Origin of the sequence: Coleofasciculus sp. FACHB-712 (assembly GCF_014695635.1) — a bacterium.
Taxonomy (GTDB): Bacteria; Cyanobacteriota; Cyanobacteriia; order Cyanobacteriales; family FACHB-T130; genus FACHB-T130.
In genome coordinates, this window is record NZ_JACJOQ010000206.1 from 1 (window position 1) to 13,076 (window position 13,076).

Here is a 13,076-nt window from a genome sequence, read left to right on the forward strand (position 1 = left end):
GCGTAAGCAACCCGTTCCACCCTAGTTTCAATCCTGCCATCTGGATACAGATTAAATAAACGAAATCCTGGCGCTTCCTCATCTAAGGAAAACTGGTGGCTATGCGGTTCAAACTGAATTGACGTAGAGGGACTACCCAAGTAATGAACCTCACCGCGCCGCCGATAAAATTCTTGATGAATATGACCAAAAACAACCAACCGCACCTGAGAATGGCGATCGATGACGGCAAATAGTTCCTCTGAATTTTGTAATGAACTGCCATCCAGCCAATCGGAATCGACAACAAAAGGGGGATGGTGTAAAGCAATTAGGGTAGGACGTTTATCTGCACGCTGTAGCTGCTGGTCTAGCCAAACTAAGCTTTCTGAAGATAGTTTGCCATAGACGCAACCTGGTACGTGAGAATTGAGCAATAAAAACTGCCACCCTCCCGCTTCAAACGACTTCTCCGGACAAATCGGAGCCTCATTTAATACCTCTTGCATAACCAATGGTTGGTCATGGTTGCCCGGTAGCCAGTAAGTAGGAATTCCCAGAGGACTCAGCAGTTCTGCCAACCGCGTGTAAGATTGCGGCTTACCATCTTGGGACAAATCTCCTGTTAGCAATAGCAAATCCGGCTGAGGGCACATTCGGTGCAATTGCTCTAAAACTACATCAAAAGACTTGGCAGTAGGAAGCCCTAGCAATTCCTTTTTGGTATCTGCGAACAAGTGAATGTCTGTAATTTGAGCAATCAGAAGCGGGTTGGCTTGAGTCATAGTTTCTGTAATGAAAAGGTATTCTGGTCGCTGCTCAAAAAAATACTTAGCAAGTCAGTACACCCAGATGGCTGTTTTTGGTCAAACCAAGGCGATTCTCCGCTTAGAGATAACCAAAGCTGACGAACTTCCCCAGCAGTAGGCGAACGTCAACCATTCCGTAAATCCACTTACATTTGGAGATTCGTATTAGATTAGCGTTTCAGATCATCAAAGACTTGCGATCTAGGAACCCCGTTCCTGTGATCGTCATCACATCAGATAACCTGCATCAGCTTTGAATATAGCGACTAGTCTTCCAATTCGTACAGAGTCAATGCGTCCGGAAAAAATTTTGGTATACTAAGAATCTGCAATCGCGGCGGCATAGCCAAGTGGTAAGGCAGAGGTCTGCAAAACCTTTATCCCCCGGTTCAAATCCGGGTGCCGCCTTTTTAATCTGGGATTCCAATCAGACCCCCGCTACCAGCGATCGCTGTGCCGATGGCATAGGCGGGGATATTCTGCGATTCAAACCAGCTGATGGTTTGGTCGGCTTGGTTTGGGGGCACGAGGACTACAAAACCGATGCCCATATTGAAAGTATTAAACATATCGGCGGGTTTGACTTCACCAGCGTCAGCAAGCCAATTAAAAATAGGCGGAATTTTCCACGATTGAAGATCGATCTGGATAGATAAATCGGCACCAATACAGCGAGGTAAGTTTTCTGGCAAGCCGCCACCCGTAATGTGAGCCATGCCATGAATGTCAAGCCCAGCCTTCCGTGCTGCTAAAACGGGTTTGACGTAAATCCGGGTGGGAGTTAATAAAACTTCCCCAAAATTCTTACCGTCTAAGGGCGCAAAGCCTTCCCCCCTAACATCGGTTGGGGAGGCGTGCAAGTCAACGCCGCTACGTTCAACAATCTTCCGCACTAGACTAAAGCCATTGCTGTGGATACCTTGGCTCGCAAGCGCGATCGCGACATCTCCCTCTTTCACCAGAGAACCATCCAGTATCTGGCTCTTTTCTACAATCCCCACACAAAAACCCGCCAAGTCATACTCGCCCAGTTGGTAAAAACCCGGCATTTCTGCGGTTTCTCCTCCCAGTAGGGCACACCCCGACTCACGACATCCCGCAGCGATGCCATCAACCACCTGAGTCAGCTGCTCTGGGTTTAGTTGCCCTGTCGCTAAATAATCTAGAAAAAATAACGGTTCTGCGCCACACGTCAACACATCGTTGACGCACATTGCTACAAGGTCAATTCCCACGGTGTGGTGGAAGTTGAGCTGATGGGCGAGTTTTAGCTTGGTGCCTACGCCATCCGTCCCTGAAACCAAAACCGGCTCTTTGTATCCAGTTGGCAACTGAAACCAACCACTAAAGCCGCCTAAACCACCCAATACTTCTGAGCGGTGCGTACTTTGCACCAAACTGCGGATTTTCTCTACAAAACTCCGCCCCGCCTCAACATCTACACCAGCGTCTCGATAATCCATGAATTCAAACCTGTTCAGCAGCGATCAAGAGACGTATTTTACTTGGCTAACGCGACAGATAGGACAGCGATCGCAATTTTGTACCGTTGGGCAGCACTATGCCCCGATTGCTTCACCAATTATTCACAAACTGGCTTCCTCGTTTGTGAAGTTCTGATAAAGTTCCGGAAACCTGATTTTTGTCTCAAACCATATTGACTTCAACATCATAACCGCATTTTTTCGGAAATTACTGTGTGAAGGTTTCATAAAGTTGTTGCTTCCTAGCGGAAATCCCCGATCCCCTTTTCAAAAACTTCATGGTAATCTGTTGCAGTTCCACAGACCAGGGTGAACACAGAACGAGTACGAGTTATCGATTAGGCAAATGAGCCGTCTGGCGCTACCACTAGCATTTGGCTCTAAGCTCGACCTCCCAGTACTTTTCACAAGGACTCTATGAACCAAAGATTTTGTTTCGGAATGTTTGCAACCCTTTTAACGACTGCCCTTCTGGGTACGACTACATCTAGTTATGCGGAGTCAATCAAGGGGGTTAACCAAGCTTCCGAATCCCGTGTTTCTCAGGCGCAACAGACAAGCAAATCGAGAGTAACTAAAAACGACCTTCGGCAAGCAGTCTCTTCGCCCTTACTCTCAACACCGTCAAACCTTCAGCCGACCAACGGTGTCAAATTGGGAGAATACCAGTCTCAATCCGCACTCCGGTGCTTAGTAAAACCTTGTCCAAGTGCAATGGATCGGGCGGTTGTTGCTAAAATTCTTCCCCATGAGTTAAACGGGTATCAGGCAGCAACACTCTATGTCCGCAGTATTCCAGTCTTAACCTTTCTCGGCTCCCGTCAAGCTCCCGCAGAAAGCACGAAAGTAGGGGAAGCCCAGAGAACTTCAGACGGGTCGCGTCAAGCGGATGCCAACACTTCTCAAGACAATCCGGTTTGGCGAGCCACTGCTGTTGCTGCGAAGCTGAATCAGTTGAGCCGAGATCAAGTGGATGCGAAAGCGATCGCGGTCGTTTGGAATGGTGACAAGAGCAACTACAGCATTAAAGTGAATGGCGAGGAACTGGTGGAGGTAAACGGGAAAACAAGATTGCCCGACACCACTCGTAACGTTGCCACCGATGCCTTACAAGCAACCAATCGGCTGAGACGCCTGATGGGGAACGCGCCGCCGCTACGGGCAATTGCAGGTGTACCCACATCTAAGCCCAAGCCGCGCCAGATTGCCAAGCGCCCTAGCGCTTCCAGAGTCGCGAACGAGCGATCGCGCGTCGTGCAACAACCATCGAACGCCATTGCCTACAGACCAGTCATCTCCGAGCTTAAGGGCATGGCATCCTGGTATGGTTACGCGGGCAATGGCACTCAAAGTGCCAGCGGTGAAAGATTCAATGAGAATGCAATGACCGCGGCTCACCGTACCTTACCTTTCGGAACCCAAGTGCGCGTGACTAACACAAACAACGGGCGTTCTGTCGTCGTGCGAATCAACGATCGCGGGCCTTTTATCCGGGGTCGGATCATTGACGTGTCAGCCGGGGCTGCTAGAGTTCTAGGCATGATCAGCAGTGGTGTGGCACCCGTGCGTGTAGAAATTCTGGGCAAACCGCAGAAGGTAGCAGTTGATGACAACTAAACTTTTAGCCACAAAGGTGTTAAGCCCAGACTCTTGACATTGAACCTCCTGTTCACCTAAAACGCCCAATCCTCTCTTCTGGAGATAGACTACTGGGCAGAGAGTAGTGTTAGTGGTTAGTAGTTAGTTGCTCGAAAACCAATTACTAACCACTAACAACCAAAAAAGGGGGGTTTGGTGCGCCTGTTTACGACAACTGCTGGATTGCACTGCTACTTGGATTTATACCGGCATCCCTTGAAAATCGGTTTTGTACCGACAATGGGAGCATTGCACGCAGGGCATCTTAGCTTAATCCAACACGCTCGACGCGACAACGATCGGGTCATCGTCAGCATCTTCGTAAATCCGTTACAGTTTGGCCCGACAGAGGATTTTCAACAATATCCTCGTCGGCTAGAGCAGGATTGGCAATTGTGCGAACAAGCGGGGGTAGATGCGATTTTTGCCCCCGCTCCTGAAGAAATGTACGGAATGAGGAATGTGGAAAGGACGCTTGCGCCTGTTCCCGATTCCCAATTACCCATTCCAAATGACTTAACTCAGGTAGTTCCACCGGAGAGCATGACCTCATTGTTGTGCGGTCGCTCTCGTCCCGGACACTTTCAGGGAGTGGCGACAGTGGTGGCGAAGCTATTGAACCTGGTACAACCGACTCATGCTTATTTTGGCGAGAAAGATGCCCAGCAACTGGCGATTATCCGGCGTCTGGTGGCGGATCTCAATTTGCCGGTAGAGATTATCGGGTGTCCCATCGTCAGGGAGGCGTCGGGACTGGCACTCTCGTCCCGCAATCAGTATCTAAGTGCTGAACAGAAAGAACAGGCGTCTGTCTTGTATCGCGGCTTACAGCAAGCGCAGAAGAAATTTAAATCGGGAGATCGCGATCGCATTGTTCTCATTGAGGCAGCTCAAAAGGAATTTGCACTCGTCCCAGAGGTACAGATCGAGTATATTGAACTGGTTCACCCAACAACTCTCATGCGATTGGAAAAAGTTGACGAGGCGGGACTGTTAAGCATCGCGGCGCGGCTAGGAACAACCCGTTTGATTGATAATGTAACTTTGCGCGATCGCCAGCCGATTCTGGCGATTGATGGCCCTGCCGGAGCAGGAAAATCGACCGTAGCCCGCACGGTTGCGCAGTCTTTAGGACTACTTTATTTAGACACCGGGGCGATGTACCGCGCCCTGACTTGGCTGGTTCTGGAATCAGGAACCAGCGTCAAAGATGAACCCGCGATCGCCGAATTAGCGAGTGGTTCTCAGATTCAGCTAAGCACCAGTGACGACCTCCAGACGCCAGTGCGGGTTTGGATTCACGATCGGGAAGTCACCCAGGCAATTCGCTCGCGAGAAGTCACAGCTCAAGTATCAGCGATCGCTGCTCAACCCTACGTCCGCCGAGAGCTCGTAAAACAACAGCAGCGCTGGGGAGTAAAAGGAGGCGTCGTCGCCGAAGGACGCGACATCGGCACCCACGTTTTCCCGGATGCGGAACTCAAAATCTTCTTAACCGCCTCCGCTCAAGCACGGGCGCAACGCCGTCAGCAAGACCTGAAAAACCAAGCTCAGCCAGAAGTCAGTTTAGAGCAGTTAGAGCGGGACATTCAAGAACGCGATACCCGCGATAGTACCCGCGCCTTGGCACCCCTGCGAAAGGCAGCCGATGCCATCGAGATCCAAACCGACGGTCTGAGCATAGCCGAAGTCACTGCACAAATTGTCAGCCTTTATCATCAAAGGCTGTCTGTGCCTGTCTAGCGGCTGCTTTCTGAATGTACGGTTTAACAAAAATACAAGGTCAGTAAAAACTAACTTTAACCCGGATTAACTTCTGGTTGGTGAGTATTCTGCTGTAGCCTGCAACAGGGCAGACTTCACTGCCCTGTACAAAAAATAAGCAATTTAACGATAAATGATATAGTTTCTAGCTTTTAGCGCTCTAGACAGGGATTCTAGAGACGAACAAAGGACAGTAGACGCACGTCCTCTAGCTAGCAGTCTTGCTCGCGCAAGTTGCGCCGCTAGTTGTGAAAAAATTTTTGAGAAGCATGGTGTCTGGAAGTGGCGGCAGATGAATTGCCGCCCGGATGAAAGGAGGAGTGGAGGGGACTTAACGTGGCAAAGTATGACAGATTTCTCTGGCGGGAAAAAACAACATTAATTGCTCTGGCTGCGGCTGCTAGTAGTTTTATTGCTGGTCTCATGTTGCCAGTAAACCCACAAGGTAGCGATCCAGAAATTCTTCTATCCCCTACTGAAAAAATGGGGCATCACACCCCCGAAAAAAGTGGCATTGATATCCAAGCTTTAAAGGCACAGCGAGATGAGGCATTTGTAAAGGTATTCTCTCGATTGGAACAGGAGGCACAAGACAGACGCCTGATGGTTTCTGTACCTACGCAATTTCAGGGCAAAACCTTTCAGGAAGTAACCCTCAGCAGCAAAGAGAAAGTCATTGCCCTGACATTTGATGACGGACCTTGGCCTAAAAGCACGTTGGAAGTGCTGGAAATCCTCAAGAAAAATAACATCAAGGCAACGTTCTTTATGGTGGGGAAGAACGTGAAAAATTTTCCCCATTTGGCGCGTCAAGTTTCCCTGGATGGTCACGCGATCGGCAATCACACTTGGAGCCACCTTTACCATCGCTTCAATGAAACTGGAGCTTCCAGTGAAATTGACCGTACATCCGACATGATTTATCAAACTACAGGCATCAAGACAACTCTATTTCGTCCACCCGGTGGTCATCTTAAAAACGGATTAGCCGCCTACGCCCATAAGAAGAACTACGCGGTTGTGATGTGGTCTTCTGATTCAAGAGATTATAGCCGTCCTTCGGTGCCATTATTCATCAAGCACGCGCTAACTGGAATCACACCAGGCGGAATTGTCCTGATGCACGACGGCGGAGGCAATCGAGACCATACGGTGCGGGCTTTACCCCAACTAATCACCGAATACAAAAAGCGTGGCTACAGGTTTGTTACTGTGCCAGAACTGATGGAGATGCAAGACAAAGAAGTTAAGTTGGCAGCCGCTGCTAAACGAGTTCCTCCAAAAGTTCAATCGGCTGTTCCAAAACCTGAATAAGGGAAGAGAATATTTCCTCTTTTCAGGCACGATACAGAGGTGGCTGGTGATTGGGAAAAAGTTTTAAGTTTTGAGTGGTGAGTCTTGAATTAAAGAAATTTATTTTCACTCATCAATCATCACTTTCATTACTGCTGACCTGTACGATGTAGCGGCATTTATAGAATTTATAGAGAAAATTTCTTCTCTATGATGCTGGTAAGGGGAACCCGATGGTTCCCCTTCACTTTTTAGTGCTTACTGCACCGAGCTAAGCACCTTTTCTGGTGTTGCTTCAGGATTGGCTTCTGGAGAATCAGCCTCGGAAGGAGGCACAACTTGCCAGAATTTGGCTAGAGACTCAGCCCAGTTGGCTAAAATATCTTTCGCTTTCTGGCTACCTGTACGTTCGGCGTGCAGCTCAATCAGCTCTTTGAGTTGTTGCTCACCGGCAGGTGTCCTGACTCGTTGCAGCTTGACAATTTCTGGGTTTACCTTCGATGTAAAGCTGCCATCCTCATCTAGGAAGTAAGCTAAACCCCCGGTCATCCCCGCGCCCACATTGCGTCCGACTCTGCCCAAGACGACAATCGCGCCGCCAGTCATGTATTCGCAACAGTGGTCGCCTGCACCTTCGATCACCGCCATGCCCTTGGAATTGCGAACGGCAAAGCGCTCACCAGCTTGACCATTGGCAAGCATGATGCCGCCCGTGGCACCGTAGAGACAGGTGTTGCCGACAATCACGTTTTGGGCTGGATCGTAGGTAGCTGACTGGGGCGGCTTGATGACAATTTCGCCACCATGCATCCCCTTGCCTACGTAGTCATTTGCTTCACCTTCCAGGTTGAGAGTGATGCCAGGGAGGTTGAAGGCACCAAAACTTTGACCCACACTGCCTTGGAAGTTGAGGGTAAGACTGCCACTCCAGCCGGTGTTTCCATATTGAGATGCGATCGCTCCGGCAATCCTTGCCCCAACTGTCCGGTCTGTATTTACCACGGTTACAGCTTTGGTCACGCTCGACTGATTTGCGATCGCATCCTTAACTTCCGGGTCGTTGAGCAGTTGATCGTCCAAAACCGAGCCATTGCTATGAACTGCCTCGTGAACCAACCAGGAACGGTCTTCGCGGGTATCGGGAAGACGGGTCAGGCAATCTAGATTCAGCGCCTGTGTCTTGGTAAGTTTCGTTGGGCGCACCTTCAAGAGGTCGGCTCGACCAATGATGTCGTTGAGCGACCGATATCCCAACCGTGCCAAGAGACTCCGCACTTCTTCTGCCGCAAAGTAGAAGAAGTTGACGACGTGTTCTGGCATTCCGGGGAAGCGCTTCCGCAAGTTTTCTTGCTGAGACGCTACGCCTACAGGGCAGTTATTGGTATGACAAATCCGCGCCATAATGCAGCCTTCGGCAATCATAGCAATCGAGCCGAAACCGTATTCTTCTCCGCCCATTAAAGCGGCAATAACGACATCCCAGCCGCTCTTGAAGCCACCATCTACTCGCAGAATCACGCGATCGCGCAAGCTGTTTTCCATGAGGACACGATGCACTTCGGTTAACCCCAGTTCCCAAGGGCTTCCGGCGTGTTTAATCGACGACAGCGGAGAAGCGCCCGTACCCCCATCGTGACCGGATATCTGGATAATATCGGCATTTGCTTTGGCGACCCCAGCCGCGATGGTACCGATGCCAACTTCTGCTACCAGCTTCACCGATACTCCCGCTTTCGGGTTAATTTGGTGCAAGTCAAAAATTAACTGCGCCAAATCTTCAATGGAATAGATATCGTGGTGCGGCGGCGGCGAAATCAACGTCACCCCAGGCTTGGAACGGCGCAGCATGGCGATGTAAGGGCTAACTTTTGTCCCCGGTAGCTGACCGCCTTCTCCCGGCTTGGCACCTTGAGCGATTTTGATTTCAATTTGCTTGGCGCTCATCAGGTACTCAGGGGTGACGCCAAAGCGACCGCTAGCAACCTGCTTAATCGAAGAAGAAGCCGTATCCCCATTCCTTAACCCTTTCAGATGTGGCAATACCTGGGAATGACCCATTTCATCGACATCATCGAGGACTTTGTAACGAACTGGGTCTTCGCCGCCTTCACCAGAGTTGGATTTACCGCCGATGCGGTTCATGGCGATCGCGAGGGTTTCGTGCGCTTCCCGCGACAATGCCCCTAGAGACATCCCACCTGTAGCGAAACGCTTGAAAATTTCCTCGACTGGCTCTACTTCTGCCAGTGGAATGGGGGCGCGATCGCTTTCTAGATCCAGCAAATCTCTGAGCGCCGTTACAGGTCGCCCTTGCAAGTGCTTTTGATAAACTTCGTAGTGGTCGTACTGCGGATTCTTCACCGCCTGATGCAGCGACTTGGCAACTTCCGGGCTGTTCATGTGGTACTCGCCCCCCGGACGGTACTGCACAAAGCCACAGTTTTCCAGCTTTTTGCGCGGCACTTCTGGGAACGCCGCCGAATGGAAGGACATCACTTCTTGGGCAAGTTCTGCTACGCTCAAGCCACCGAGGCGCGACGCCGTCCCCGCGAAGCCGAGCTTCAGCAAATCTCCTCCAATACCAATTGCCTCAAAAATTTGTGCCCCTTGATAGCTAGACAGTAGAGAAATCCCCATTTTTGAGAGAATTTTCAACAATCCAGCTTCTACCGCTTTGCAGTAATTTTTTTGAGCCTGCTCTAAGCTAATACTCTTGATTCTGCCCCGCTGCATCATATTTTGCGTCTTGCTGTCGCTCCACCAATGACGCACGGTTTCCAGAGACAGATAAGGACAAACCGCAGAAGCACCGTAGCCAATTAGACACCCAAAGTGGTGCGTACTCCAACACTGAGCGGTATCGACAATTAGGGATGCCCTCGTCCGCAGACCCTGCTGGATCAAGTGATGGTGTACTGCCCCTACAGCTAGGAGCGGTGGAATATAGCTGGATTCGGCACTAATACCATTCGCTATGCGATCGCTTAGAATGATTATTTCTTTCCCAGCACGGACGGCTTGAGCCGCTGCTTCGCATAAGCTTCTAACCGCTGCCTCTAGCCCTTCTGGCCCTTTCTCAATTTCAAACAGCGTTGAGAACTGCTCTGTCTCGAAAGAAGAAGCGCAGATTTGCTCTAGTTGTGCTTCATTCAGAACCGGAGACTCTAACTTCAGCAACCGGGCATACTCTGGTTTCACTTCCAAGAGATTTCCCCGCTTACCCAGAGAAACCGATAGCGACATCACCATACCTTCGCGCAGGGGGTCAATTGGCGGATTTGTCACCTGGGCGAAGCGCTGCTTGAAATAGTCATAAAGCAAATGCGGCTTTTCTGACAGCACTGCGAGGGGAATGTCATCTCCCATGCAAAATGTCGGTTCTTTTCCAGAAGACGCCATTTCCTCAATGATCATTTCCACATCTTCGGTGGTGTAGCCAAAGGCAATTTGCTGGCGCAGCAAGGTTTGATTATCCAGCTTTGGTTCTGGTGCAAAAGGCTCCGCTGCTAGATTTTGTCGGTGAGACGCTAGCCAATCTCCATAAGGATGGGTAGCCGCAATCCGTTCCTTAATCTCCCAATTTTTTTGAACTTCGTGGGTTTCCAGGTCAACGGCGATCATTTGACCTGGCCCCAAGCGACCTTTTTCCAGAATCTCTGCTTCGGGCAAATCGACTACACCGGCTTCGGAAGCGACGACGACGTAGCCATCCCGCGTGATGCTGTATCGAGCCGGTCGCAGACCGTTGCGGTCGAGGGTCGCCCCTACTTTTTTCCCGTCGCTGAATACTAGCAGTGCTGGGCCATCCCAAGGTTCCTGAAGCCCGTTGTAATATTCGTAAAAATTAACAATTTCTGGACGCTCCAACAATTCCGGCTGATTTTGGTACGCCTCTGGCACCATAATCGTCAAGGCTTCCAGAGGACTCCGACCCGTGCGTACCAGTAACTCTAGTACGTTATCAAGAGTTGCCGAGTCGCTATTATCGAGATGAACGAGTGGCTTGAGGTCGTTGATGCGTTCTCCCCAAAGCGGATGCTTCAGCTCTGCCTCTCGTGCCATCATCCAGTTAATATTTCCCAACAGCGTATTAATTTCGCCGTTATGCCCCAAAAGCCGCATTGGCTGGGCTAGAGGCCATTTGGGCAGCGTGTTGGTGCTGAAGCGTCGGTGATAGACCGCAAAGGCGCTCTTATAAACTGGATTTTTTAAATCTGTATAAAATTCTCCCAGCACGGCGGAGCGCACCATGCCCTTATAAACGATGGTGCGGCTAGAGAACGAACAGACGTAAAAATCTTCCGACCATTCTAAATCGAGGTCGCTATTGGCTTTGAGTGCCTTGCCGATACGGCAGCGAGCCAAATACAACTTTCGTTCCAGTTCATCGCCCTGTAAATGGGTCGAGGTACAGATCAGCTGCTCGATTCGTGGCTGGTTCTCTTTTGCCTGTATCCCAAGCACCTGGGGCTGTACCGGCACCTCTCGCCATCCCAAGACAGTTAATTCTTCCTGTTCGAGAGTTTTCCGAACAATGTCCTTGGCTCTGGTGGCAGCTTCGGTATCTTGGGGTAAAAATACCATTGCCACCCCTGTCTGCTGAGTCGGGGGCATTTCTATGCTTTGAGTTGCCAACCATTCACCCAACAGTTCCCACGGAATGGCGGTCATTAAACCAGCTCCATCCCCAGAATCCTGGTCAGCACTACAACCACCCCGGTGTTCCAGACAAGCCAGGGCAGATAAAGACTTCTCGACTAATTCATGCTCTGGCGTTCCCTGCGGATTGGCGATGAACCCGACGCCGCAGGCATCGCGCTCCTCTACCAACCATCGCGGGCCAGGAGAGGTTTCTGCCCCCTTTAGCGTTCCCTGTAATTGATGATTATCATTCACACTCCTGTTCTCCATGAGCTGATCCACGTTTTTCCTTTACTTACTGATACAAATTTCCCGTTCTCAGGTTGTTAACCCTGTGGCAAGACTTTACTAAACAACAGGATTAAAAATTGTCAAACGATGACAAAACTCGTCGTCAATGTATTTAAACACTCATTTCAGTCTTCTCTCGCCGAGACTAGGTGATGCCTCCAAAGCCTGACTTATCTAGATATAGATGCCATTTGACCATGAAGGCTGCAACTGAATGACATTACTATTTTTTCTGCTTTTTTTGTGCTAGAGCCAAGGGTGACAAAACTGGTTGTCAGAGCGATCGCTTCCCGCAAGGTGCTGTTAAGAACCTCGTTCTAACCCGATTCCTATCCCAGCAGCCTGCAAGAGTGACGGATTAGACATCTTATCATTTTTTAATGACGCCTAATATAAATCCCCGACGCTGGTCAAGGGACTGGTAAGCGACCCCAAGACATAGAGCCAGGACAAACAAATTGTAGGGGCTATCGTCAACCCCCAGTCTAGACTGGGCTATGTTTTTAGCCGCTACTTTGAGAGCGAATGCTTCGCCCTATTGAGTTGTTGAATAAAGCGTCTTGCCGAACCCTGCGGTTATGCTTTTTATTATGAAGCTAAAAAAGCAGGCTTGAGAAGATAAAGTCATTGTTTTTTGATAGTTGTGCTGCTGACGCGCTGAGTTATTTTAGAAGTCGTGACTCTGTAGACACGCATCCAGCGCTATCCAGGTGTATGGCAAATACGCCCCTACAGAAGAGCCGCCCTATTTTTATTGATGTTGTCGAATGATCAGGAGAACGACGTCACAGAGTGAGACGTTCGATGGTGTAGCGGGCATAATTGCCCCCGGTCGCCTAATCGCTTTCTCGCTCCCGTCCATTGTTGCCCTCTCAGTTTACATGGCGACTTCTTCCCCGGTCGGAAGCACTAAAGAGCCAGTGTTAAAGACACGGGAGAGCGAAGAAAAGAGCCAGATAGCACCACCGACTGCCAAGCAGATACCTGTAGCCCCCCACAAGCTCCCCCCCAAAGGATTACAGTTTTATGCCGCTCTCAGCAGGCCCAACAAGTTGCCCAGTCAAGCGTTGCCTGTTGCAGCTCCCACTGGGAAGCTTCAAAAATTACCGGCACCGGAATTGCCCCTAACCACACAGGCGTTGGTGCCTTCAGCATCGCCTCAGATTTCTCGGTTGGG

General features: G+C 50.2%; 8 protein-coding genes, 1 tRNA gene and 1 pseudogene. 7 read left to right on the forward strand and 3 right to left on the reverse strand.

Annotated elements, in window-relative coordinates:
* Nucleotides 1-764, reverse strand: a 764-nt coding sequence (cpdA, locus tag H6F50_RS05815) for a 3',5'-cyclic-AMP phosphodiesterase (protein WP_190427359.1), incomplete at its 3' end; no start/stop codon positions are given.
* Nucleotides 765-774: 10 nt separating this feature from the next.
* Between cpdA and H6F50_RS27505 the strand changes: the two genes are divergently transcribed.
* Nucleotides 775-906 carry a hypothetical protein gene (locus H6F50_RS27505; RefSeq protein WP_277877673.1) on the forward strand — a complete coding sequence of 44 codons (132 nt, stop codon included), beginning with the start codon at nt 775-777 and terminating at the stop codon, nt 904-906.
* 218 nt (nt 907-1,124) lie between these two features.
* A tRNA-Cys gene (locus tag H6F50_RS05820) sits at nt 1,125-1,196 on the forward strand.
* A 2-nt stretch (nt 1,197-1,198) separates the two neighbouring features.
* On the opposite strand, the gene purM is transcribed toward H6F50_RS05820, so the two are convergent.
* Nucleotides 1,199-2,251 (reverse strand): phosphoribosylformylglycinamidine cyclo-ligase, encoded by a 1,053-nt coding sequence (gene purM, locus H6F50_RS05825; RefSeq protein ID WP_190427361.1) that lies wholly within the window; start codon nt 2,249-2,251, stop codon nt 1,199-1,201.
* On the opposite strand from purM, the gene H6F50_RS05830 reads away from it, so the two are divergent.
* The 4 genes from H6F50_RS05830 (at nt 2,250) to H6F50_RS05845 (ending at nt 6,988) form a co-directional block, all read left to right on the forward strand.
* Nucleotides 2,250-2,408: a hypothetical protein gene (locus H6F50_RS05830; RefSeq protein ID WP_190415379.1), complete on the forward strand. Its 159-nt coding sequence runs from the start codon at nt 2,250-2,252 to the stop codon at nt 2,406-2,408. The genes purM and H6F50_RS05830 overlap by 2 nt on opposite strands.
* Before the next feature lie 305 nt (nt 2,409-2,713).
* The gene (locus H6F50_RS05835) at nt 2,714-3,889 is read left to right on the forward strand and encodes a septal ring lytic transglycosylase RlpA family protein (RefSeq protein ID WP_242028916.1); all 1,176 of its coding nucleotides are present in this window, start codon (nt 2,714-2,716) and stop codon (nt 3,887-3,889) included.
* 177 nt (nt 3,890-4,066) lie between these two features.
* A complete protein-coding gene (locus H6F50_RS05840; protein WP_190415714.1) occupies nt 4,067-5,653 on the forward strand; it encodes a bifunctional pantoate--beta-alanine ligase/(d)CMP kinase in 1,587 nt (528 codons plus the stop codon).
* Between the two features lie 357 nt (nt 5,654-6,010).
* Complete coding sequence (locus H6F50_RS05845; RefSeq protein ID WP_339380555.1) at nt 6,011-6,988, forward strand: polysaccharide deacetylase family protein; 978 nt, start codon at nt 6,011-6,013, stop codon at nt 6,986-6,988.
* A 237-nt stretch (nt 6,989-7,225) separates the two neighbouring features.
* Here the strand turns inward: H6F50_RS05845 and H6F50_RS05850 are convergent, their stop codons facing one another.
* Nucleotides 7,226-11,878 (reverse strand): glutamate synthase-related protein, encoded by a 4,653-nt coding sequence (locus H6F50_RS05850; protein ID WP_190427365.1) that lies wholly within the window; start codon nt 11,876-11,878, stop codon nt 7,226-7,228.
* A gap of 788 nt (nt 11,879-12,666) precedes the next feature.
* Here H6F50_RS05850 and H6F50_RS05855 point away from each other — a divergent pair.
* Nucleotides 12,667-13,076: pseudogene (locus tag H6F50_RS05855) on the forward strand (hypothetical protein); the annotation flags it as partial.

Bases quoted from the DNA above. Each gene is read 5' to 3' on its own strand.
- H6F50_RS05850 (WP_190427365.1), bottom strand. From the start codon at position 11,878: ATGGAGAACAGGAGTGTGAATGATAATCATCAATTACAGGGAACGCTA.
- H6F50_RS27505 (WP_277877673.1), top strand. From the start codon at position 775: ATGAAAAGGTATTCTGGTCGCTGCTCAAAAAAATACTTAGCAAGTCAG.
- purM (WP_190427361.1), bottom strand. From the start codon at position 2,251: ATGGATTATCGAGACGCTGGTGTAGATGTTGAGGCGGGGCGGAGTTTT.
- H6F50_RS05835 (WP_242028916.1), top strand. From the start codon at position 2,714: ATGTTTGCAACCCTTTTAACGACTGCCCTTCTGGGTACGACTACATCT.
- H6F50_RS05830 (WP_190415379.1), top strand. From the start codon at position 2,250: ATGAATTCAAACCTGTTCAGCAGCGATCAAGAGACGTATTTTACTTGG.